This window comes from Haloferax gibbonsii ATCC 33959 (genome assembly GCF_000336775.1).
Classification (GTDB): Archaea; Halobacteriota; Halobacteria; order Halobacteriales; family Haloferacaceae; genus Haloferax; species Haloferax gibbonsii.
In genome coordinates, this window is the sequence record NZ_AOLJ01000011.1 from 437,441 (window position 1) to 458,497 (window position 21,057).

At 66.5% G+C, this 21,057-nt stretch carries 29 protein-coding genes, 4 tRNA genes and 2 pseudogenes; 14 read left to right on the top strand and 21 right to left on the bottom strand.

The features are described 5' to 3' along the window. Window positions 1-68: 68 nt before the first annotated feature. Window positions 69-566, bottom strand: coding sequence for a hypothetical protein (locus tag C454_RS04970; RefSeq protein WP_004973313.1), 498 nt, complete (start codon window positions 564-566; stop codon window positions 69-71). Between the two features lie 233 nt (window positions 567-799). On the opposite strand from C454_RS04970, the gene C454_RS04975 reads away from it, so the two are divergent. Beyond that, window positions 800-872, top strand: a tRNA-Arg gene (locus tag C454_RS04975). Window positions 873-1,123: 251 nt separating this feature from the next. Here the strand turns inward: C454_RS04975 and C454_RS04980 are convergent. Together C454_RS04980 and C454_RS04985 are read right to left on the bottom strand one after the other, a co-directional pair. Beyond that, the gene (locus tag C454_RS04980) at window positions 1,124-1,807 is read right to left on the bottom strand and encodes a rhamnogalacturonan acetylesterase (protein WP_004973314.1); all 684 of its coding nucleotides are present in this window, start codon (window positions 1,805-1,807) and stop codon (window positions 1,124-1,126) included. Window positions 1,808-1,985: 178 nt separating this feature from the next. After that, window positions 1,986-2,210, bottom strand: a complete 225-nt coding sequence (locus C454_RS04985; protein ID WP_004973316.1) for a DUF7564 family protein — start codon at window positions 2,208-2,210, stop codon at window positions 1,986-1,988. A gap of 144 nt (window positions 2,211-2,354) precedes the next feature. On the opposite strand from C454_RS04985, the gene C454_RS04990 reads away from it, so the two are divergent. Next, window positions 2,355-2,966 (top strand): DUF309 domain-containing protein, encoded by a 612-nt coding sequence (locus C454_RS04990; protein WP_004973319.1) that lies wholly within the window; start codon window positions 2,355-2,357, stop codon window positions 2,964-2,966. A gap of 40 nt (window positions 2,967-3,006) precedes the next feature. Here C454_RS04990 and C454_RS21170 read toward each other — a convergent pair whose 3' ends face one another. Together C454_RS21170 and azf are read right to left on the bottom strand one after the other, a co-directional pair. Further along, a complete protein-coding gene (locus C454_RS21170) occupies window positions 3,007-3,216 on the bottom strand; it encodes a hypothetical protein (RefSeq protein ID WP_049904977.1) in 210 nt (69 codons plus the stop codon). Window positions 3,217-3,353: 137 nt separating this feature from the next. After that, window positions 3,354-4,142: an NAD-dependent glucose-6-phosphate dehydrogenase gene (gene azf, locus C454_RS05000; RefSeq protein ID WP_004973324.1), complete on the bottom strand. Its 789-nt coding sequence runs from the start codon at window positions 4,140-4,142 to the stop codon at window positions 3,354-3,356. A gap of 101 nt (window positions 4,143-4,243) precedes the next feature. Between azf and C454_RS05005 the strand changes: the two genes are divergently transcribed. The 3 genes from C454_RS05005 to C454_RS05015 all read left to right on the top strand — a co-directional run bounded on the left by C454_RS05005 (window position 4,244) and on the right by C454_RS05015 (window position 5,575). After that, a complete protein-coding gene (locus C454_RS05005) occupies window positions 4,244-4,585 on the top strand; it encodes a dihydroneopterin aldolase family protein (protein WP_004973327.1) in 342 nt (113 codons plus the stop codon). Further along, window positions 4,582-5,052, top strand: a complete 471-nt coding sequence (locus C454_RS05010; protein ID WP_004973329.1) for an NUDIX domain-containing protein — start codon at window positions 4,582-4,584, stop codon at window positions 5,050-5,052. The genes C454_RS05005 and C454_RS05010 overlap by 4 nt, the downstream gene beginning before the upstream one ends. Window positions 5,053-5,140: 88 nt before the next feature. After that, complete coding sequence (locus C454_RS05015; protein ID WP_004973330.1) at window positions 5,141-5,575, top strand: DUF5790 family protein; 435 nt, start codon at window positions 5,141-5,143, stop codon at window positions 5,573-5,575. Between the two features lie 48 nt (window positions 5,576-5,623). On the opposite strand, the gene C454_RS05020 is transcribed toward C454_RS05015, so the two are convergent. The 5 genes from C454_RS05020 to C454_RS05040 form a co-directional block, all read right to left on the bottom strand. Further along, a complete protein-coding gene (locus C454_RS05020; RefSeq protein ID WP_004973334.1) occupies window positions 5,624-6,346 on the bottom strand; it encodes a creatininase family protein in 723 nt (240 codons plus the stop codon). A gap of 42 nt (window positions 6,347-6,388) precedes the next feature. Continuing rightward, window positions 6,389-8,266 (bottom strand): ABC transporter ATP-binding protein, encoded by a 1,878-nt coding sequence (locus tag C454_RS05025; protein ID WP_394324754.1) that lies wholly within the window; start codon window positions 8,264-8,266, stop codon window positions 6,389-6,391. Between the two features lie 125 nt (window positions 8,267-8,391). Then, window positions 8,392-9,285: a NosD domain-containing protein gene (locus C454_RS05030; protein ID WP_049904979.1), complete on the bottom strand. Its 894-nt coding sequence runs from the start codon at window positions 9,283-9,285 to the stop codon at window positions 8,392-8,394. A 128-nt stretch (window positions 9,286-9,413) separates the two neighbouring features. Then, window positions 9,414-9,683: a DUF7538 family protein gene (locus C454_RS05035; protein ID WP_004973340.1), complete on the bottom strand. Its 270-nt coding sequence runs from the start codon at window positions 9,681-9,683 to the stop codon at window positions 9,414-9,416. Window positions 9,684-9,723: 40 nt separating this feature from the next. Continuing rightward, window positions 9,724-10,221: a DUF192 domain-containing protein gene (locus C454_RS05040; RefSeq protein ID WP_004973342.1), complete on the bottom strand. Its 498-nt coding sequence runs from the start codon at window positions 10,219-10,221 to the stop codon at window positions 9,724-9,726. Window positions 10,222-10,315: 94 nt separating this feature from the next. On the opposite strand from C454_RS05040, the gene C454_RS05045 reads away from it, so the two are divergent. After that, window positions 10,316-10,389: transfer RNA gene (locus tag C454_RS05045), tRNA-Val, on the top strand. Window positions 10,390-10,585: 196 nt separating this feature from the next. Here the strand turns inward: C454_RS05045 and C454_RS05050 are convergent. Beyond that, on the bottom strand, window positions 10,586-10,783 hold the full coding sequence (locus tag C454_RS05050) for a hypothetical protein (RefSeq protein ID WP_004973344.1): 198 nt from the start codon (window positions 10,781-10,783) through the stop codon (window positions 10,586-10,588). A gap of 116 nt (window positions 10,784-10,899) precedes the next feature. Here C454_RS05050 and C454_RS05055 point away from each other — a divergent pair, with 116 nt between their 5' ends. The 7 genes and pseudogenes from C454_RS05055 to C454_RS05095 all read left to right on the top strand — a co-directional run bounded on the left by C454_RS05055 (window position 10,900) and on the right by C454_RS05095 (window position 14,112). Continuing rightward, window positions 10,900-11,298: a VanZ family protein gene (locus C454_RS05055; RefSeq protein WP_004973346.1), complete on the top strand. Its 399-nt coding sequence runs from the start codon at window positions 10,900-10,902 to the stop codon at window positions 11,296-11,298. A gap of 44 nt (window positions 11,299-11,342) precedes the next feature. Continuing rightward, a complete protein-coding gene (locus tag C454_RS05060) occupies window positions 11,343-12,011 on the top strand; it encodes a hypothetical protein (protein ID WP_004973350.1) in 669 nt (222 codons plus the stop codon). 61 nt (window positions 12,012-12,072) lie between these two features. Beyond that, window positions 12,073-12,146: transfer RNA gene (locus C454_RS05065), tRNA-Phe, on the top strand. Window positions 12,147-12,410: 264 nt separating this feature from the next. Then, window positions 12,411-12,669 (top strand): annotated as a pseudogene (locus tag C454_RS21240) (cold-shock protein). A gap of 149 nt (window positions 12,670-12,818) precedes the next feature. Further along, window positions 12,819-13,081, top strand: a pseudogene (locus C454_RS21245) (cold-shock protein). 182 nt (window positions 13,082-13,263) lie between these two features. After that, window positions 13,264-13,989 (top strand): DUF2270 domain-containing protein, encoded by a 726-nt coding sequence (locus tag C454_RS05090; RefSeq protein ID WP_004973353.1) that lies wholly within the window; start codon window positions 13,264-13,266, stop codon window positions 13,987-13,989. A gap of 49 nt (window positions 13,990-14,038) precedes the next feature. Then, window positions 14,039-14,112 (top strand) — tRNA-Phe (locus tag C454_RS05095). Window positions 14,113-14,400: 288 nt separating this feature from the next. On the opposite strand, the gene C454_RS05100 is transcribed toward C454_RS05095, so the two are convergent. From C454_RS05100 to C454_RS05135, 9 genes are all read right to left on the bottom strand, one after another. Beyond that, a complete protein-coding gene (locus tag C454_RS05100; protein WP_049905020.1) occupies window positions 14,401-15,207 on the bottom strand; it encodes a DUF7537 family lipoprotein in 807 nt (268 codons plus the stop codon). 101 nt (window positions 15,208-15,308) lie between these two features. Continuing rightward, the gene (locus C454_RS05105; protein ID WP_004973356.1) at window positions 15,309-15,701 is read right to left on the bottom strand and encodes a winged helix-turn-helix domain-containing protein; all 393 of its coding nucleotides are present in this window, start codon (window positions 15,699-15,701) and stop codon (window positions 15,309-15,311) included. 96 nt (window positions 15,702-15,797) lie between these two features. Next, window positions 15,798-16,445: a DNA-binding protein gene (locus C454_RS05110; protein WP_004973358.1), complete on the bottom strand. Its 648-nt coding sequence runs from the start codon at window positions 16,443-16,445 to the stop codon at window positions 15,798-15,800. 53 nt (window positions 16,446-16,498) lie between these two features. Beyond that, a complete protein-coding gene (locus tag C454_RS05115) occupies window positions 16,499-16,960 on the bottom strand; it encodes a pyridoxamine 5'-phosphate oxidase family protein (protein ID WP_004973359.1) in 462 nt (153 codons plus the stop codon). A 125-nt stretch (window positions 16,961-17,085) separates the two neighbouring features. After that, window positions 17,086-17,232: a DUF7560 family zinc ribbon protein gene (locus C454_RS20675; RefSeq protein ID WP_004973360.1), complete on the bottom strand. Its 147-nt coding sequence runs from the start codon at window positions 17,230-17,232 to the stop codon at window positions 17,086-17,088. Window positions 17,233-17,338: 106 nt separating this feature from the next. Beyond that, a complete protein-coding gene (locus tag C454_RS05120; protein ID WP_004973363.1) occupies window positions 17,339-17,500 on the bottom strand; it encodes a DUF7560 family zinc ribbon protein in 162 nt (53 codons plus the stop codon). Window positions 17,501-17,531: 31 nt separating this feature from the next. Beyond that, on the bottom strand, window positions 17,532-17,933 hold the full coding sequence (locus C454_RS05125) for a winged helix-turn-helix domain-containing protein (RefSeq protein ID WP_004973364.1): 402 nt from the start codon (window positions 17,931-17,933) through the stop codon (window positions 17,532-17,534). Window positions 17,934-17,989: 56 nt separating this feature from the next. Beyond that, window positions 17,990-18,847, bottom strand: a complete 858-nt coding sequence (locus tag C454_RS05130) for a DUF5995 family protein (RefSeq protein ID WP_004973367.1) — start codon at window positions 18,845-18,847, stop codon at window positions 17,990-17,992. Between the two features lie 83 nt (window positions 18,848-18,930). Next, window positions 18,931-19,383 carry a pyridoxamine 5'-phosphate oxidase family protein gene (locus C454_RS05135; protein ID WP_004973371.1) on the bottom strand — a complete coding sequence of 151 codons (453 nt, stop codon included), beginning with the start codon at window positions 19,381-19,383 and terminating at the stop codon, window positions 18,931-18,933. Window positions 19,384-19,538: 155 nt separating this feature from the next. On the opposite strand from C454_RS05135, the gene nucS reads away from it, so the two are divergent. Continuing rightward, entirely contained in the window at window positions 19,539-20,366 is an 828-nt protein-coding gene (gene nucS / locus C454_RS05140) for an endonuclease NucS (RefSeq protein ID WP_004973374.1), read from the top strand. Here nucS and C454_RS05145 read toward each other — a convergent pair whose 3' ends face one another. Further along, window positions 20,367-21,017, bottom strand: a complete 651-nt coding sequence (locus C454_RS05145) for a type 1 glutamine amidotransferase (RefSeq protein WP_004973377.1) — start codon at window positions 21,015-21,017, stop codon at window positions 20,367-20,369. It abuts the gene before it with no gap. Window positions 21,018-21,057: the final 40 nt, after the last annotated feature.

The following is a 21,057-nucleotide window of genomic DNA, read 5'->3' on the forward strand; positions in this document are numbered from 1 at the left end:
GAACCGGCCGCGCGAATCGAGCGACATAGCGGGGGTGGCCGCGGCCTCGGATTTGAACCTTCGGACCGTCAGGCGTCCGCGTCGACGCGGGCGACCTCGCGGCGACCGTCGGCGTCGTCGTGGACGACGACCGCCCGGCCGGGGAGGCCGCTTTCGAACCGGAGCGTCGCCTCGTAGCCGCGGGCGACCGGCGATTCGGCGCAGTTCTTCACGTCGGTCCGCTCGACGGCCTCGACGACGAGCGTGGCCGTGTCCGCGTCGGCGTCGTAGTCGGCCCGCGTGAGTCGGGCGATGGTGCACTCGGTCGCCCCCGAGACACAGCCGACGACCGAGAACCCGGTCTCGGTCTCGGTCGCGAGCGCCCCGTCGGCCGGACAGGCGTCGGCGCGGACGGGCGTGAACGAGCGCCCGACGAGTCGCGGACGGCGGGGCGTCTCCGTCGTCGACGCAGCCTCGGTCTCGGTGCTCGCCGTCGACCGCTCGGCGGCGTCGTCGCCGCCGCTCGCGCACCCCGTGAGCGAGGTGCACAGCCCGAGGGTTCCGAGGAGGAGCGCGCGTCGATTCACACACGAGACTAGGCTCGCCGGCGAAAAAGTCCTTTGCGTGCGGTCCGCACGGTCGCCGCGGCGGACGGAAACGCGCCGGAGACGGCGTGAGAAGCGGTCGTCGTTCACGCCGGAGACCGGGTTCCGTGCCCGGAGTTCGACGCCCGCCTCGTGCCGTGGTCCCGCGGTTCACTGGGAGTTCACATCGTAACCGTCTTAAGTAACCGTCGAGTACCGAAGAATGCAGCAAGACAGTCCTGATAGGGTAGTGGACTATCCTCCTGGCTTGCGGAGCCAGGGACCGGAGTTCAAATCTCCGTCAGGACGCTTTCCTTTAGAACACTATTCTCCGAGAGCCCTCTGTGGCTCTCGGTCTGTCTGCGGTGAGCGGCCACCGAGGAGATTTGAACAGGGAGCGTAGCGAACGCAGTGAGCGAAGTGAGTGAGTTCAAATCTCCGTCAGGACGTTTCTCTCTGGAACTGACCTCCGAGAGCCTTCTGTTCTCCCGGGTCGGTCTACAGTCTCCGTACGGAATCTGAACGGCGAGCGATATCGCCGCGAGCGAGTTCAGCGCGCGTCAGGACTCGGCGTGGGCGGCCAGTCCGAGGTCCAGTTCTTCGACCCCGTCGAGCACTAGGTCGGCCATGCGGCGCGCTCCGTGCTCGCTGAAGTGCGTGTCGTCGGCGATTCCATCGGGGTAGTTCGGATGTTCGCCCGGCTCCAGATGGTTGTAGAGCGCCGTCGAGTCCGCGGGACCGAGTTCCTCCAAGAGCGACCGCGTTCGCTCGTCCATGTCGATAAACGGCACGTCGCGGTCGCGCGCGACGGCTCTCGTCAGGTCGGCGTACTCGCGGTGGGTGTCCTTCGGGACGCCGTCGTCGTCGAAGTGACGACGCGCGATGGAGGTGAGCAACACGGGCGTCGCCCCCTGCTCGCGCGTCTCGCCGACGAACGTCCGGAGGTTGTCGACGAACGCCTCCTCGGTCGTGTGCTGTTCCTTCGAGGGCACCTCGTCGTTGTGGCCGAACTGGACGAACACGTAGTCGGTCTCGGTCAACTGCCGGACGACGGGACGCCAGCGGCCCTCCTCCAGAAACGTGCGGGTGCTCCGGCCGTTTCGGGCGTGATTCGCCACCGCGACGGCGTCGTCGAAGCGGTCGGCGAAGGGCATTCCCCAGCCGGTTTCGGGACGCTCGTTGGCATCCTTATCGGCCATGGTGGAGTCCCCGACGAGATGGACGGTAATCGACTCGGACGACATTTCGATAGCGCTCGTCCGGGCGGCCTATAGAGTCACCGGTCGGGTCAATCCGCGGGGCGAACGCGTCCCCTAACCGTCGCTAACGGGAGCCTACCCGTCGCGGGTACGAACGTGGCGGTTGACGAAACCGAACCCGGACCCCCGAGCGCACTCGGCAGTCTGGCCGGAAAAAACGAGCTTACGCCTCGTCGTAGGGCGGTTCGAGGCCGGGCGACCGCTCGTCGTCCTCGCGGCGGCGGACCGACGAGGTCGTGCGCGGCCGCTGTGGACGGGGGCGAGGCGCCTCCTCGGACCGGGGCTTCGCGGCCCACGACCCGTGGCAGTCCCGACAGTAGTTGCCTTTGTACGCCCGCGTGAACAGGTACTGCTCACCGCAGCGGATACAAACCGGGGACTGGGTCATCGTACGACACCTCGGACGAGGGTTTCGAGGGCATTCATATGCTATCATACCACATATGTTCCCGAGAGGCATAAGTATGCAAGGCCTACAGCGGGTGCCCCCGCTTTTCGCGGAATCTTTACTCGTAGACGGCGAACGGTTCGCATGGACGATTCGCTTCGCGCAGGCGTCGCCATCTACAACGCGGGCGCGTACCGGGCGGCCCACGGCGCGTGGGAGGCGAAGTGGCTCTCGCTCGACCGCGGGAGCGACGACGAGCGGTTCCTCCACGGCCTCATCCAGTTCACCGCGGCGGTCCACCACGCCCGCGACGGCAACGACTCGGGCGCGGTCGGCCTCGCCCGGAGTGCGCGGGAGTACCTCGACGGCCTCGGCGACGACTACCGCGGCGTCGACCTCGCCGGCGTTCGGACGTTTCTCGCACGACTCGAAGCCGACCCCGCCGTCGCCGACGACCCGCTCGCGCTCCGACTCGACGGGGGAGTCGTCACCTACGACGACCTCGATTTCGACGCGGTCGCCGTCGCGGCCGAGACGCTCGCGGAAGAACTCGACGGCTACGACGAGGATATCGTCGCCGACGCGGTCGCGTACGCCCGCGAAGAGGTCGCCGACGGGGCGCAGACGCAGTTCACGGCGATGGTGTTCGACTTCGTGCGCAACGAGGCCCAGCGCGGGTTGGTGTTTCAGCGATTGGGTGAGCACGTCCGCCGTCGGCGACGGCGCGAAGACGACGTGAGCGGCCTGTTCGAGTGAGAAGAGAGAGATGCCGAACGTCGTTGGAGACGATATCGTTTCAGAAATACGCCTCTCTAATTACGAACAGGAGCCAGACTACCGGAGCGAGGGCGAGTAGCAAGCCGACGACGCCTAGCAGGTAGTTCCCTTCGACGAGTCCCCGCGCCCATCCCCGACCGAGGTGAAAGATGAACAGGGAGCAGAGGAGTAAAACCGCGTTGCGGAGCGAAACTCCTGCTCCCTCCGCATTGGAACCGGGTGACGACATTACGTACACCATCGTGTCGTATTTCTATAAGCTTTCTCCGACACGTTCGCACGCCTCCTGACCGGCTGTTTCACACGACGACTCATCTGAAGAATCGGCGTTCAACGGGGCCGAAAATCGGGGTTCCGACGACGCAATCAGGCCTCGTCCAGCGGTTCGCCCTTGAAGGTGAACTCGGCGGAGTTGTCCTGCGGGTCGTAGCCGAGCACCGCGCGGGCGCGGTCGATGGAGTAGTACTTCCGGTCGTTGTCGGAGATACCGTAGACGATTTCGTAGTCGTAGTCGGCCTCGATACAGCACTCGAAGAGGTGCGCGCAGTCGCGGTACGACAGCCACATCGCCTGGCCGCGCTCGTACTCCTTCGGCGGGTGGTGCTGGGTGAGGTTGCCGATGCGGACGTTCACGACCGAGATGTCGTGGTGGTCGTGGTAGTACCGGCCGAGCGTCTCGCCGGCCGCCTTGCTCACGCCGTAGAGGTTACTCGGACGCGGGAGTTCGGTCCCGTCGAGTCGGAACTCGTGGTGCGGACGGTACATGTCCGGGGTCCGGTCCATCGTCTCGTACGCGCCGACGGCGTGGTTCGAGGAGGCGAACGCGAACTTCTCGACGCCCGCGTCGACGGCGGCGTCGAACATCTGCTGGGTGCCGTCGATGTTGTTCCGCAGGACGCTGTCCCACGGCGCTTCGGGACGCGGGTCGCCCGCGAGGTGGATGACGGCCTCGGCGCCGTCCATGGCGTTTCGCACGGCGGTCTCGTCGGTGACGTCGGCGACGTACACCTCCGTGGGGTCGACCGAGTCGGGTATCTTCTCGTCGGAGAGTGGCTCGCGGTCCAGCAGCCGCCAGTCGTAGGCGTCGCCGATGTGCCCTAGTATCGCCTGGCCGACGCGCCCGCCAGCCCCCGTCAGCAAAACCGGCTGGTCCATTCGGTGTAAGTTCTAACAAGAGAGGCTAAGTAAGGACCGGTTCGCGCTCGCGCGACCCCTCAAACCGCCGAACTTTACCCGAGGGCGACGGAGTTCCGGGTATGGTCACAGACCCGCAGACGGCCTGCTTCGAGGCGGGCATCAAGTTCGGGACGCTCTACCACCAGTTCGCCGGCACGCCGGTCTCGCCCGACAGCGCCCGGAGCCTCGAACGGGCCATGGCCGAGGCCATCGAGAACCAACCGTACTGCGAGTCGGTCTCCGTGCGCATCCTCGACGACGCGCTGGACGCCGAACTCGCCGAGTCGACCGCCGACTACACGGAACTCACGGGGCGGTTCATGGAAGTCGAGATGGAAATCGACTACGAGGGCGTGCGCGTCCGGACGCGCATGGAGATGGAAGACGGCTACCCGCTGATGAAACTCGTGTCGGTCGAATGACCCGGCCGCGAAGCGCCGCCCGCGGGCTCGTCGTCCGCGACGGCGAACTCCTCACGATTCGGTACCGCACCGACGGCGAGGACTGGTACGTCGCGCCCGGCGGCGGCCAACAGCGCGGCGAGTCGCTCGCGGAGACGGTCCGCCGGGAAGTGTACGAGGAGACCGGCTACGAGGTCGCCGTCGGGTCGCTCGCGTTCGTCAGGGACTTCGTCCCCTCGACGCACTACGACGACAGAGGCGACGACGGCCACCAAGTGGACCACTTCTTCTGGTGCGAGCGAGTGAGCGAGGACCCGGACGACCCGACAGAGCGCGATTCGGTTCAGGTGGGCGTGCGGTGGCTCCCCCTCGACGAACTCGGCGAGGTCCGATTCTTCCCCGGCCCGCTCGGCGACCGACTTCGGGACGGCGACCCCGACGAGATGGGCGGCGGACGCGACGCGGTCTACCTCGGCGACGTGGACTGAGAATCCACCCGCGACGAGCGCGGAGTCGTTCGATTTCACTTTCACTTTCGGGGTCGTTTTTAAACCCCCGCGCGCCGAACGTGTGAGCATGAGTCAAAGCACGCTCGGCGACGACGACCTGTTCGGAGAGGCGGCGGCGGAGATGCGCGCCGACGTCGAGGAGCACCTCGACGAGGCCCGGTCGGCGCTGCCCGACCCGGACGACGTGTGGGACGCGGAGGCCGACAACGTCCTCGGCGTCCTCAACGGTCTCCGCTCCTCGCTCGACGTCGAGGGCGCGGCCGAACACGTCCGACAGGCCAAGAAATGGTACGTCATCGGCCAGCGCGCCGAGGCGTTCGACGACCCCGAGGACCTCGAAGAAGCCATCGAGGAGCTCCAGGAGCTCATCGAGATGGTCGAGGAGGCCCACGAACTCGTCGGGGAACTCACCAACACGATGCCCCAGCTCCGCGGCGCGCTCACCGACGCCGCGGAGGCGGCGGAAGCGGCCGACGACGAAGAAGAAGAGGAAGAGGAGTAACCCGCCGACCGGCCCGCCGGTGAGCCGGCGCGCCGACTTGCGAGCCGTTCAGTCGAGTTGCCGGCGCTCGACCGCGTCGAGGAGCGACGCGAGCGCCTCGGCCGCGAGCGATTCCAGCTCCGCGCCGCGGTCGGCGTCCCCCTCGGCGGGGTCGCCGACGACGCCGTTGTCGGTGAACTCGTCGGAGTCGTGGGCGAGGTTGACGCCCGAGACCCACTCGCCCCAGCGGTCGGCACCCCCATCGCGGGCCTCGTCGATTCGGTCCTCGCGGACCAGTTCGGGGTGCGTGTGACGGAGTAAGGCGGTTTCTAGCGGACCGCCGTGGCCCATGTCCGAGGAGTGGTCGCCGACGGCGTCGAACCACGTGAAGGCGACCGCGTAGACGTCGCCCGTCCGCGAGACGCGCCGGCAGAGCTCCGCGAGCGCGTCGATGTTGCCGCCGTGGCCGTTGACGACGACGACGCGGTCGAAGCCGTGGTGGGCGAGCGATTCGATAGTCTCGCGGACGTACGCGCGAAAGGTGTCCGGCGAGACCCAGAGCGTGCCGTCGAACGCGCGGTGTTCCTCGGCGACGCCGACCGGGATGGTCGGGCCGACGACGACCTCGCCGTCGAACGCGTCGGCACCCGCCTCGGCGACCGATTCGGCGTTGAGCGCGTCGGTTCCGAGCGGCGCGTGCGGGCCGTGCTGTTCCGTGCTTCCGACCGGGAGGAGCGCGAGGTCGCCGTCGAGGGCAGCGACCTCGGTCCAAGTGGCTTCGGAGAGTCGCATGCGCAAAGAAGTGTTTGCCCCCTCTTAGTGGTACGCGAAGCCTCAGTCGTCGCCGGCGTCGACCTCGGCCTGCCGGCGGGCCGCGCGCTCGACGAACTCGTCGGGGAGTTGGTCGATTTCGCCGGCTTGAACCCCCCACAGATGGGCGTAGAGGCCGTCCTCCGACAGGAGGTCGTCGTGCGCCCCGCGCTCGACGATGCGCCCGTCTTCGAGGACGACGATTTGCTCCGCGTCCTTGATAGTCGACAGGCGGTGGGCGATGCTGAACGTCGTCCGGTCGGCCGTGAGTTCGTCCAGCGAGCGCTGGATGAGCATCTCCGTCTCGGTGTCCACGTCCGAGGTCGCCTCGTCGAGGACGAGGATGTCCGGGTCCTTCAGGATGGCGCGGGCGATGGAGACGCGCTGGCGCTGGCCGCCCGAGAGCTTCACGCCGCGCTCGCCGACCTTGGTGTCGTAGCCCTCGGGGAGGTTCGAGATGAACTCGTGAGCCTCGGCGGCTTTCGCGGCCGCGACGACCGCCTCGTCGTCGGCGTCGAACGTCCCGTAGGTGATGTTGTCGCGGACGGTCCCGTAGAACAGGAACGTCTCCTGGCTGACGTAGGCGATGGACTCCCGGAGGCTGGAGATGGTCACGTCGCGCACGTCTTGGCCGTCGATGTTGACGTGCCCCTCGTCGGGGTCGTACATGCGCATCAGGAGCTTGAGAATCGTCGATTTCCCCGCGCCCGTGGGGCCGACGAGCGCGAGCGTCTCGCCGCCGTCGACCTCGAAGGAGATGTCCTCGACGATGGTCTCGCCGTCGCCGTAGCCGAAGGTCACGTCGTCGTACTCGACGCGGCCCTCGGAGACGGCGAGGTCGGGGGCGTCGGGCTGTTCGGCCAGCCGCGCGGGCTCGTCCATCAGGCCGAAGATGCGGGCGCTGGAGGCGTGGGCGCGCTGGTACATGTTGATAATCTGCCCGAACTGGGCGAGCGGCCAGACGAACTGCTGGGTGAGCAGGATGAAGGTGACGAACTCGCCGACCGCGAGGTCGCCGGTGAAGGGACCGGGGCCCTCTCCGTTGATGACCCACAGGCCGCCGACGACGAAGGTGAGGGTGAAGCCGATGCCCGCGAGGATTCGGAGCGCGGGGAAGAACTTGATTCGGGTGTTGATGGCGTCCCAGTTGGCGTCGAAGTAGTCCATCGAGACGCCGTCGACGCGGTCGGACTCGTGGGGTTCGGCGTTGAACGTCTTGATGACCTGGATGCCGCCGAGGTTGTTCTCCAACCGGGAGTTGAGTTTGCCGACCGACGAGCGCACGTCGGCGTACTTCGGCTGGATGATATCGACGAACTTCCACGTGAACAGCGCGATGAGCGGGACCGGCAACAGGGCGACGAGCGCGAGTTGCCAGTTGTACGACATGAGGACCACCGCGATGGCGACGACCATCACGGAGAGGCGGAAAAACGAGTTCATCCCGTCGTTGAGGAACCGTTCGAGCCGGTTCACGTCGTTCGAGAGGATGGACATCATCTCGCCGGTCTGCTTGTCGGCGAAGAAGTCCATGTTGAGCAGTTGCATCCGGTCGTAGGTGTCGGTCCGGACGTCGTGTTGAATCTGCTGGGCGTAGGCGTTCCAGCCCCAGTTTCGGAGCCAGTGGAACAGCGCGCCGGCGGTGAAACTGAACACGATGATGCCGACGGCAAAGAAGAACTGACCGTCTCTGGTCGCGGGGACGTACGGCGCTATCCACGCCTCGGGGAGGACGGGAAACCCGGCCGCGAAGGACTTGTCCTGCCGGATGATGGCGTCGATGGCGAGGCCGAGGATGACCGGCGGCATGAGGTCGAGCACGCGGGCGGCGACGCTCGCGAGGACGCCCACGACGAACTCGAAGGTGTTCTCGCGGCCGTACTCGGCGAACAGCCGCCGCATCGGGTTGTCGACCCGCGCTCGTTGGTCCTCGAACGGGTCGTCGTCGTCGATATCAGGGGGCACGACAACGGTTCAGGGGGCGCTCGAAGTAAAGTACTCGGGTGCGGGAGGGGTCCGCCGGTAGATTAGCACCGGGCGTTCCGGACCGTGTTCCCGGTCGAACCGCCTGATTCGACGACCGGTTGTTGGCTGACGCCGCAGAGGTCGTTCTGGATGAGCCGATTGCGGTGAGAGTCCTCCAGCGTGACGCCGTGAGCCAAGAGTCCCGTCGTGACGACGTTCTTGTGAATCGCGTTTCGGTCGCTTCCCGCGAGTTCGAAGCCGGCGATGAGAATATCGACCTCGTTCTCGACGAAGCGGTTCCGGTGGCTGTCGCGGAGTTGGAAGCCGGGACCACCGCCGTCGGCGAGGTTCTGTCGGAACAGGTTTCGATTGCTTCGGACGAGTCTCACCGGGAAGTCCTCGGTGAGGAACTCGCAGTCGACGAACTCGTTTCGGTGCGAGTCAGTGAGCGTGAGCACGACGGGACTGATGAGTGTACACGACTCGAACCGCGTCTGCGTGGTTCGTCTGAGAACCACGCTCTCCGACTCGAAGATGAAAAAGCTCGTATTCCTCACCTCACACCGCGTCGAGTCCGCGAGGACGAACTGCGAGAGCGGGTCATACTGGTCACCCGGATGGCCGACGACGCGCGAGTCCGCGATCGACACCCGGCTCGAATCGGTGATTCGGCCGCCCTTCGTCAGCACGATGTCGGTTATCGAGACGCGACTTCCCGAAACCGTCGTCTCGCCGACGACGGCGTACCCCCGGCCGTCGATGCGAACGTTGTCGGCGAGAACCTCCAGACAGTCGAGGTTGCCGTCGAGGACGTACCGCCCCGGCTCGGTGATGCTCGCGCATCCCGAGAGTACCGTTCCGTCGGACCCCGATTGCAGTACGCCCGGCATGAGCGCCGGAACTGCGGCGAGGCCCAGCCCCCGAAGCGCTCTTCTCCTCGTGAGTCGAGTCGACATGACACCTTCTCAACTACAACACGTCGGCACAAATACAGATATTGTGAGATACATACCAATTACGTATCAGAATTCGTGACGTACTGTCATTCCGACCGGCGGGGTCGAGTGGGGTTCGGACTCGGCGCTCAGACGACTCGTTTTTCCACTTCTGGGTCGATACCCGCCTCGACGAGGTCCTGTCGGACGCGCTCGCGCAACGGGTCTGGGACCGTGTCGCGACTGACGGGGACCGCGACCTCGCCGTCGCCTTTCACCTTCCAGTAGAGGACGCAGTCCGACGGTTCGTAGTACTCGATGCTGTAGGCGTCGTCCGCCCCGCGGTAGTGGACCCGCGCGGCGAACCCCTCGGCGCGCCACCCTTCGAGTTCCGAGAGCGCCGCGACGTGTGCTGTCATAGTGGGGTCAACGGTCGCCGGCCCTTCGGGTGTTTCGCATCTACTCGACTTCGACACGGTCTCCCGCGTCGATGCCGGTCTCGTTCGTGTACCCGTACGGGAGTTCGAGGACGTACTTCCCGGTTCCGCGGTAGCGGGTGAGGTCGGACTCGCTCGTTCCCTCGGGGTCGAGTTCGGCGTGGTGGATGCGCGTGATGGTGCCGTTTTCGGCGACGAAGACGATGTCCAGCGGGAAGTCCATGTCGCGCATCACGTAGGCGTAGGTGCCAGACGAGTCGTGGACGAACCACATCCCTTCGTTTTCGGCGAGCGACTCGGTGTCGCTCAGGCCGGTAAAGCGCTTGGCGCGGGTGTCGGCGACGCGGGCGTCCACGGTCGCCAGCGTCTCGCCGGTCTCGTCGTCGACGACGGTGAGCGTGGTCCGTTCGTAGTCGTCGGTCGAGCCGGGGACGACCGCGGGGTTGGAGAGGTACGCGACGCTCGCGACCGCGACGACGACGGCGACGACGAGCAGCGCGGTTCGCGCGCGGGAGGTCATTGCCGGACGTGACGGTCGCCGCGGGTCTAAGGGTTCCGGGGGACCGGTCGAAACGAAAACCGTTATGAGCGCGAACCGGTTCGATTGAGATGCAGGGCTCGTGGTCTAGTTGGTTATGACGCGGCCTTTACAAGGCTGAGGTCGGTGGTTCGAATCCGCCCGAGCCCATCAGATTTTGTGACGAACCGAACGGTGAGTCACAAATCTGTTCCGTGAGGGCGGGAGAACCTTGCGGCAACCGAGCGTAGCGAGGTTGACGGAGTGGTTCGAATCCGCCCGAGCCCACTTCTGACGACACGCCACGACGAGCTAGCGAACGGCAGAGCCGTGAGCATAGCGAGGAGTCTGTGTCGTCTGAGCCGACTCACACACTCCGTTGCATCACCAAAAGCGACATCGGGACGTTGGCGGCGACGAGACCGTACGCGCCGCCGAGGAGCGGTTCGACACCCAGCGACGGGGCGAGGAGGTAGCCGCCGACGAACCCGAGCGGGTCGAAGACCAACGCGAGGATGATGAGCTGTACTGCGAACGGTTTGGAGGTGAACCAGCGGGGGAGCATCTGTGACACAGTCGTCTCGGAAGTGTTGCCCCACAGACCATTTAGTTCTGTGTGGTCGCGCTCAGAGCCACGAGGACGCGAACCCTTTTAGCCCGACACGAACCCACCACCGAGTAGTGAACACAGTCGCACGACTCCGTGAGACCCCTCGGCGGGCGGCCGTCGCGCTCGGCTACGCGCTCGTCGTCCTCGTGGCGTCGATCGTTCCGACGCCGCCGGGGAGCCTCACACCGATGGGTCCGCTCGGACTCGTCGGCCTCGATAAGTGGGTCCACGCGGCCGGGTACGCCGGTCTCGGGTTCGCCTTCGCGTCCGCGGTGCGCGCCAGGGGACGCAAAGAGGTCGTTGGAGCCGTCGTCGTCGCCGCCGCGTTCGGGGCGGGTATCGAACTCGTGCAGGCGGTGCTGCCGTACCGGTCGTTCGGCGTCGCCGATGCGGGGGCGAACCTCCTCGGTGCGGTCGTGGGCGGGGCGCTCTGGGTCGCGGTCGCGTGGGTCGCGGAACCCCGGAGGTAGGGTTATCTCACCCCCTCACGAAGGGCGAACGAACGGTGAACGCAATGGGCACGAGACGACTCATCCGGGCACTCGGTCTCGCGGGAATCGGCGTCGTCGGGACGTACCTCCTCGCGGTTCGACCGTGGCACAGGCGCTGGGGGACCACCGACGACGAGGCGACGGGCTGGCTCCCCGGCGATGATTTCGTCGGCGACGCGGACGTCACCTCGACGCGGGCGATTACGATTGCGGCCCCCGCGCGGGCTGTCTGGCCGTGGCTCGTCCAGTTAGGGCAGGACCGCGGCGGCTTCTACAGCTACGAGCGATTGGAGAACCTGTTCGGGTTACAGATTCACGACGCGGACCAAATCCTCCCGCAACACCAGCGGCTCGACGTGGGCGACGAGATACGACTCGGCCCGCCGGGCTCGGGCGCGCCGTCGTTCCGCGTCGCCTTGGTCGAACCCGAGCGGACGCTCGTGTTGAGTGCGCCGGGCTGGGAGACCGGCGAGAGCCCGGCGGTGTGGACGTTCGCGTTGCACGAGGTGGCACCCGGCGCGACGCGGTTGATCATCAGATACCGCGGCCGGTCGGAGACGCTCCGCGGGCGCGCGATGAACCGCTTGGTCGTCGAGCCGGTCCAGTTCGCCATGGAACGAAAGATGCTCAAGGGGATTCGGTCGCGGGCGGAGCGGGCGCGGGCGAGCGCGACGGGCGGTCGGCACCGCTGACCCAGCGCCGACGGGCGATTCGAAAGTCTTTTTGATGCGGTCCGGCTTCGGAAGAGTGCGAGCCGCCTTAGCTCAGACTGGGAGAGCACTCGACTGAAGATCGAGCTGTCCCCGGTTCAAATCCGGGAGGCGGCATTTTCCTGCGAACTACCGAAGGAGCGTCGCGACTGAGTCGTGAGCAGTGAAAATGCGACCCGACCGGATTCTGAATCAGCGAGCAAATCTCCGATTTGCGAGCGAGGTTCAAATCCGGGAGGCGGCAGTCGAGTCCTCGACGACCAATCGGAACAACGCCCGAGTCCGGCGGCTCAGACCCGTATACTCGAACACACAGCAGCACAGGGACCTGCGGCGTTCTTCAGAAGACTTATCCGCGTGAGGTCGCTGGATTCAAAGGCAATGGCGAAAGGTAAGGTCGACTTCTTCAACGACACTGGCGGCTACGGTTTCATCTCTACTGACGACGCGGACGACGACGTGTTCTTCCACATGGAAGATGTTGGCGNACGGTTTCATCTCTACTGACGACGCGGACGACGACGTGTTCTTCCACATGGAAGATGTTGGCGGTCCGGACCTCGAAGAGGGTCAGGAAATCGAATTCGACATCGAGCAGGCCCCCAAGGGCCCGCGCGCGACGAACGTCACCCGCCTCTAAGCAGGCTTCCGTTCACCGCAGTACATTCACAAACTGACGAACTTTCCTCCGTTTTTCACGACCGCGAGCGACGGCGTTTCGGCGACCGGGTGAGTGAGTCACAGACATGCGGAAGGGTTATCCGTCCGCAGGGTCGTTGTACAGTCGCAATGGCGAAAGGTAAGGTCGACTTCTTCAACGACACTGGCGGCTACGGTTTCATCTCTACTGACGACGCGGACGACGACGTGTTCTTCCACATGGAAGATGTTGGCGNGGCTACGGTTTCATCTCTACTGACGACGCGGACGACGACGTGTTCTTCCACATGGAAGATGTTGGCGGTCCGGACCTCGAAGAGGGTCAGGAAGTGGAGTTCGACATCGAACAGGCCCCCAAGGGCCCGCGCGCGACGAACGTCACGCGCCTGTAATTCGGTTTCCGAATTCAGTAACAGACGAATCGATTTCTGAGAGTTTTTTTACGCACCCCTGAGCCGTGAGGCTGTGCTGTAGGACCCCCGCCGCGAGTAGACGCAGTCCCGACCGGGCGTCACGAACCTGTCGAACCCAGAAGGCTCTTATCCTCTCGTAGTTGTGCATCAAACGAACAACAATGTCCGACGACGGGGAGCTGGAACCTCCCGCGGGAATAGACGACTCCCACATCGGCGCGGGCGTCTTCGACGAGACGATGGGCCCTGGCTCGTCGTTTGCGCACCTATACCGGGGTGAGATACACCGGATGAAGTCGTGGCGCGAGCGACTCGACCGGACCAGCAACTGGGCGATTACGCTGATGGCCGGGATTCTGACGTGGTCGTTTTCCGCACAAACGCACCCGCACTACATCATCCTCCTCGGGGTAGTGACGCTGAGCATCTTCCTCTGTATCGAGGCGCGGCGCTTCCGCGCGTACGACATCTGGCGCTCTCGGGTCCGGATGATTCAGCAGAACGTCTGGGCGTACGCGCTCGACCCGGACGGCGGCGTCCTCGACGAGGACTGGCGGGAGAAACTCGGGGAGGACTACCGCACGCCGAACATGAAGATACCCTTCGAGGAGGCGCTTGCCCACCGGCTCCGCCGGGTGTACCTGCCGCTGTTCATCGTGATGCTCGTCGCGTGGGTCATCCAGCTCACGGCGTACACGGACGGGACGACGCTCGTCGGGAGCGCCGGTGTCGGCGGCGTCCCCGGAAACATCGTCGTCGCCCTCGTCGCCGGGTTCTACGCGACCCTGCTCGGCATCTCGTTCCGCCCGCGCGAGTGGCACGTCAACGGCGAACTCATCCCGAGCGACGTCACGGGATGGGAGCAGTCGGAGTACGGCGACTCGTAGCGTCGCAATTCGAAATGGTTTTTTCGCTCCTGCGCGTCTGTCGAACCGCGCCGCCTTAGCTCAGACTGGGAGAGCACTCGACTGAAGATCGAGCTGTCCCCGGTTCAAATCCGGGAGGCGGCATATTCTGAGATTCTGAGCGGAGCGAAGAATCGAAGAAACGACGCCGGACTGATTTGAACCCAAGAAGTCGAACGGAGTTAGTCTTCTTTCGGTTCAAATCCGGGAGGCGGCATATTCCTGCGAACTACCGAGGGAGTGGAGCGACCGAGCCGTGAGCAGTGGAGATGCGACTCGACCGGATTTGAACCAGCGAGCAAATCGAAGATTTGCGAGTGAGGTCCAAATCCGGGAGGCGACCCTTCTCAGACTGAGTTCAAATCCGGGAGAAAAACGAAACCGACACCCCGCTTAGGCCCGCGCCTCGTCGAGCCACGCGGGTTCGTCAACGGTCGTCGAACCGACGCCCGTAAGCGAGTACTCCCACGACCCGCGGACCTCGGTGCCGTCGTCCATCCGCCCCGAGAACGCCCACGATTCGTGACGCGAGAGGCCGTCTTCGTCGACGAGGACGGCGTACTCGAAGTTCGTAACCTCCAGGTTCCCGGGCTCGCCCTGCGCCGCGGCCGACCCGGCGAGAATCAGCGCCTCGCTCGCGGACGAAAGTTCGTAGCGCTCGACGGACACGCCGTCGAACGTCTCGGTGCCGGCGAACGTCAGGTCGTCGTCAGCGCCGTACGCGCGGGCCTGCGAGAGCGCGATGGCGGTGGCGAGAACCTCCATCGACCCCTCGTAAGAGGTGTACGTGGCCTCGTCGCCGTCGCCAATCCGGACGTACGTCACGCCGTCGGCGACGTACTGCTCGACGCCTCCCGCGTCGGGTTGGCCGTCGGTCGCCGAGGTCGTTCGACTGTACGACCGCTCGGCTTCGAGGTCGGCGTAGAACTCGCGGGTGACTTCGGTCTCGACGCCGTTCGCGTCGACGCCGGTGTACGACCAACTGACGGAGAAGCTCCCGGCGTCGCGGAGGAGACGCTCGGGGTCGCTCAGTTCGAAGTCGTCGGTTCCGCTCGCGTCGGAATCCGCGCTGTCGCCGCCTCCATCGGGCTCGTCGATGTCGTCGGTTGGGGCGGCCGGCGCGACGTCCGCGCCGCCGGTACAGCCGGCGAGGAGCACGAGAACCGCGACAATCAGGACGGGGATACGGTTGGAATACACGACAACCATACGACGAGTAGAATCTTAAGTAGGTACCGCAAATCGCGTCGGTTCGGCGCGGCCGGCGGGGAAACTCACGAGTGAAGAGGTGAGCGGAGCGTTCAGACCGTCACCGACGCCGACTTCGCCACGTCGCGGTGCGAGACGCGGACCTCGACGCCCGACGGGGTGACGGAGACGGTCACGTCGTCGACGGTGCGTTCGTACTCGGCGGTGTGGCTGCCGGACCGGGAAACGCGCAGGCGCTTCGAGAGGAGGCCGGCGTCCACGAGCGGGTCGAGTTTTCGGTACGTCGTCGAGAGCGGGAGGTCGCACGCCTCCGAGAGTTCGCTCGCGGACCGGGCGACGCCGTCTGTCGCGTCGAGAATGCATCGGCAGTCGTCGTCTTCGAGAAGCGAAAAGAGCGCGTCGACCGCGGCGTGGTCGTCGACGACGCGGGGTTCGGACGAGGCGGTCGGGGAGCGGACGGCGAAGGGAAACGAGGCCTGACTCATACTTCTGTAGACTCGACGGACGGGGACCAACGGATAACCACGATAGCGTGGGACGTTTATATACTCGGGCGGACGCGGGCGCGGCCGTCTCGACCGCTACCCCTCTTCGAGGACGTCGCCGAGCAGCTTCGTCAGGGCGGCCGCGAGATGTTCCGAAAAGGTCGACTGGTTGATTTCGAGTTCGGCCGCAACCTCGGTCGCGTTGGCTCCGCGCGGGCGCTCGAAGTAGCCCATGTCGTAGGCCGTCTGGAGGACTTCGAGCTGACGGGCGGTGAGCTTCCCGCGGTCGACGAAGACGCTGTCGCCGGGGGCGTCGCCGGTGGGCGAGCGCACGAGGCGCTTGATGTCGAGTCCGGGAAAGCGGTCGCGAAGCTCGCCGATGACGGCCTGCAGCTGTTCGTAGTCGGCGGCGTGGAAGACGAGCGTCAGACTGCCGCGCTGGGCGAAGTAGCGGTCGACCGGACAGCCGAACTCGCCGAGGCACTCGCACGGGCAGCCGGCGCTCCCGTCGTGGGTGTAGCGGTAGAGGTGCTTCGAGCCGTAGGAGAAGATGGGGTCGAGCGCGGACGCCTCCGGCGGGTCGTCGGCCTCGAGGACGAACTCGGAGACGCTGACGTCGCCCGGTGTGGAGACGACGCTGGTCGAGACGGAGTCGACGACGGAGTCCGTCGAGTGAGCGACCGAGGCGACGGGGCAGACCGACGGCGAGTCGAATTCGACCGTGGCGCGGATACCGGCGGGCATGTGTTACGCGCGGGCGCGCCGGTGCTCGCCGCGGGACGCGACGACCGCGGACATTACTTGTCGGACTCCGCGGCGTCCAGTTCGACGGCCCGGCCGCCGAGCGTCTCGGGGTCGAGTTCGAACAGCTGGATGTCGAGGTCGCGCTTCGTCTCGCCCCAGATTTCGAACAGCGGGCGCTTGGCCTTGCCGTACTGGACGATGCGTTCGACGGTCAGCTCGTCGGGGTCGACGCGTTCGAGCGTCCCCTCGGCGATGATGCTCCGGTAGCTCCCGTCGTTCGACTCGTGGACGACGAGTCGGGCCCGCGGGGACGACGTGAGGAACTGCCGCTTTTCGCTTTCGGGCGTGGAGACGAGACGGAGATAGAAGCGACCGCTCTCGCCGTCGTAGCCGTAGGAGATTGGAATCGCGTATGGTTCGTCCGCCTTCGCGAGCGAGAGGACGCCCGTCTCGTGACGGGACAGGACCTCGCGTATCTCGTCGGGCGAGAGTTCGGTCTGTTGGTCCAGAGACATCGGTTCGTACCACCAGACTCGCGGCCGACGTAATTACTGTTACTTCTCGGCGGTGTCCGAGAGACCCCAATCGGGCGATATCGGCGGGGTCGGTCGCAGGCGCGAGTCGCTCAGGCGGTCGAAAATCAGGTGGTCGAGAAGGCGTCGGTCGTGAGCGCGGCGCTACAGATGACACAGCCGTTTTCGAGGAGGGCGTCGCGCATGGAGTCGTTGACCAGCATGGACTCCGCACACTCCGGGCAGACGAATGTGTAGTCCGCGCTGTCGCTCATGTGGTTCGTAGTACGCGTGGCACACGTATATGTAGCCTACTGTTTTTCGAACGCCGAGGGCGCGGTGGAGCGAACGCCCCAACCGGGCACGGAGAAGAATGGAACCTCACGCGGAACACGGAGCGAACGCCTCGGTCGAGGTCGGACTCCCGCAGATGGGACAGCCGCGTTCGAGGACCGCCGCCCGCATCCCGTCGTTGACGGCGAACCCCTCGCCGCACTGCGGGCACGTGAACTCGTAGTCGTCCGTCGGCGACGTGGCGCTCATCAGTCCACCTCCGGCGGTGCGAGCGTCGCCGTCATCGCGACCGCCCCTCTTCGCCGTCTTCGCCGCCGTCCGTGGCGACCTGCCGGAACGCGAGCGACACGCCGGCGTCGTCGAACGAAAACGAGAGCGTGTCGAAGGTGGTCGCGAACTCCCGCGGGTGGTGCGTCGCGGTCTGAATCCGCAGTCGCTCGTCGAGGAGCGACGCCTCGGTGAGCAGGTCGAGTTTCCGGTAGACCGTCGACAGCGGCACGTCGCAGAGTTCGGCGCACTCCTGCGCGGTCCGCGGGGCCCCGTCGCAGGCGGCGAGGATTCGCCGGCTGTCGCCGTCGCTGAGCGCAGAGAGGACGGCCGACGGCTCCGCGGCGACCTGCTGGGGTCGGGTCAGGTCGAGCGTCGATGCACCACGTGCGGCGAAAGCGGAAGAGGAGTTCATACTTCGATAGACGACGGACAACGGGAGGTATCTCCGCCCGCGCTATCCGGGGAGGTTTAAGTACTCGACCCGTCTCCGGCTTCGAGTTGGGCCAGTCTGCGGCGCACCGCGGGGTTCGAACTCGGCGCGAGGATGAAGTGGCCCGCACCCATCGTGAGACTCCGCAGGTACCAGTAGACCGCGCGCTCGACCGGGCGGAACCGGCCGTCGGTCAGCGCGACCGCGCCGCGCCACGCGTTCCGCCGTCCCTCGCGGAGCGTGAAAAACGACAGCGCCTCGTCGAACCGACCCAGCGACTCGTCGATGTCGGCGACGCCGTCGGCGTACCGCTCGGCGATGAGGTCCTGTTCCTCGTCGACGAGGCGGCGGAGGACCCGATTTATCCGGCGGTGGTCGTCGTACTTCGCGGGTCGGTCGGGGTCGATGCCGACCTCGTGGAGCGCCAGCGCGAGGTCGTAGTTCACGTGCGCGTTGACGCCGAGCAACACGTCCTGCACCACGAGCGACTCCCCGGCGAGCGCCGTCTCGAAGGAGAGTTGCCACGGGTCGGGCACGTCGTCGTGGTCGCCGCGCTCGAAGGCGCGGAACGCCCGGCGGTAGTGGTCCGCGAAGGTGACGAGGTAGTCGGCGACCCACTCGGGGTCGGTGAACTCGCCGCCGCCGAGTCCGCGGTCGACCTCGGCGGTCACGCGGACGTAGATGGTCAGGAAGGCGGCGCGGCGGTCGCCACGCTCGTACAGGAGCGATTCGAGCGCCGACAGCCGCTCGTGGGCGTCGGCCACGTCCCGGAACGGCGCGTCGACGAGTTCGAGAACCTCCTCGGTCGCGTCGCGGGCGACGCCGGCGAGCGACGGGTTCGGCGTCCGCACCGCGGCCGCGAGCTTTCGTCCCTCCTCGAACGTCGTCCGTCGCATGGGTTGGCCGTCCAGACGGTCCCGCCTTCGATAACGATACCGGCGCGCACGCGCTCGTGGCCGAGAATCCGCGGGTGGGACGCTCACGCCCGTCGCTGGAGACCGGACCGCGAGTCGATGCGAAGCTCCCACCCGAGGATGTCCTGCATCGGCTCCGTCTCCGAAAAGAGGGTCGGATACCAGGCGTTGTCTTCGAGCACGTCGTGGACGCGGTCCCAATCGCCGTCGTCGACCCGGCGGAGTTCGCCGTCGACGACGACACTCTCCCATTCGTCCCGCGAGGGAGCGTTCCAGACGGCGAAGCTCGCGCGGGCGGTCCGCTCGGCGAACTCGGTCTTCTTCGAGGACTCGCCGGGACGGAGGAAGACGAAGTAGAGTCGTCCCCGGTCGGCGTCGTAGCCGAACGAGAGGGGAATCCCGTAGGCGACGCCGTCGTCGGCGAGCGAGAGAACGCCGACGCCCTCCTCGCGGAGCAGGCGGTCTATCTCCTCCGACGGCATCTCGATTCGGTTGTGTTCGGCGAAGTCAGGGGCCATGGGAAATATACGCACGGAGATGGCATAAGCCTGCCATCGACCCGGAGACCGGCGACCAGCGACCGACGGGCGGCCTCGGCGCGCTCGCTCGCTCGGCCCCGACGCGCGACGCGGGGCTTATCCCCGACGGCGACGAACCGCGGGACGACACCCGGATGACGGTGAACACACTCCACCGGCCGACGCACCGCGACGCCCTCGTCCACCTCGAAGCCGCCTTCGAACGCGGCGACATGGTGACCGTGTTCGGCCGGTGCACGGTCGACTACGACGGCCGCGCGACGAGCGAACTCGGCCCCGGCGACCGGCTCGTCGTCCTGAAGCCGGACGGCTCGATTCTGGTCCACACCGACGAGAAGCGGACGCCCGTCAACTGGCAGCCGCCGGGGTGTACCCACTCCGCGAGCGTCCGCGACGGCCGGCTTCGAGTCCGGAGCACGCGCACGAGCCCCGACGAGCGACTCGACGTGCACTTCGAGCGCGTCGAGCAGTGTTCGGCCTACGCCGTGAACGACCGCAGCGACCTCGAACTGGTCGGCAGCGAGGAGGACCTGCGGCAGCACATCCTCTCGGACCCCGACATCCTCGAACCGGGCTTCGAGCCGCTCGAGACCGAGCGGCAGAGCGACGCGGGCGCAATCGACATCTTCGGCGAGGACGCCGACGGCGTCCCGGTCGTCGTGGAGTTGAAGCGCCGGCGCGTCGGCCCCTCGGCGGCGAGTCAGCTCCGGCGGTACGTGGACGCGCTCCACCGCGAGTTCGGCGACGACGAGCCGGTTCGCGGCGTCCTCGTCGCTCCCTCGGTGACCGAGCGAGCGGCGGACATGCTCGACCGCGAGGGACTGGAGTTCGTCGCGCTCGACCCCGAGACGGGCGCACCGCCGGTCGAGGAGGACGACGGCGAAACCGACGGGTCGGACGGGAACGGGGAGAGGGACGGAGCGGAAGAAGACGGCGATGACACCGACGGCGACGGCGACTAATCAGTCCAGACCGGCGGCGGCGACGAAGTTCTCGACGGTCCGAGCGGCCGTCACGTCGTCGAAGTCGCGGTCGGCGTCGCCGTCGGGCCAGCCGAAGTCGTCGGCGATGCGGTCGAGGAGGTCGGCCGTGAACTCGGGGTGGTACTGGACCGTCCAGACGGGCGCGTCCTCGTGGCGCGTCGCGAGGTGGTCGTAGTAGTCCGCGGCGGCGACGGTCTCCATGCGGTCGCCGGGGGCGACGACGTAGTCGCCGTGGACCATCGGGATGCGCCCGGAGACGCCATCGAACAGGGGGTCGTCGCCGAGGTCGACGTCGGCGATGCCGCGGCGCTGGTCGCCGGCTTCGACGGTGCCACCGAGCGCGTCGTTGACGAGCTGGTGGCCGAAACAGACGCCGAGCGTGGGCAGTTCGCGGGCGACGAGGTCGCGAGCGAGCAGGCGCGCGTCGGCGAGCCACGGGCGCTCGTCGGCCTCGTAGACGCCCGCGGTGCTCCCGGTGAGCACGACGGCGTCGACGTTCGAGAGCGTCGGGAGGCCGTCGTCGGGGAGCGAGTGAACGGTCCCCTCGCGGCCGTCGAGGGCGAGGTCGGCGAGCGCGTCGGTGAAGTACGCGGGGCCGTCCGCAGGCATGCAGTCGCAGACGAGCAACATGGTCCGAACCGTAGCGACGGCGGCGCATAAGCGTGTCTCC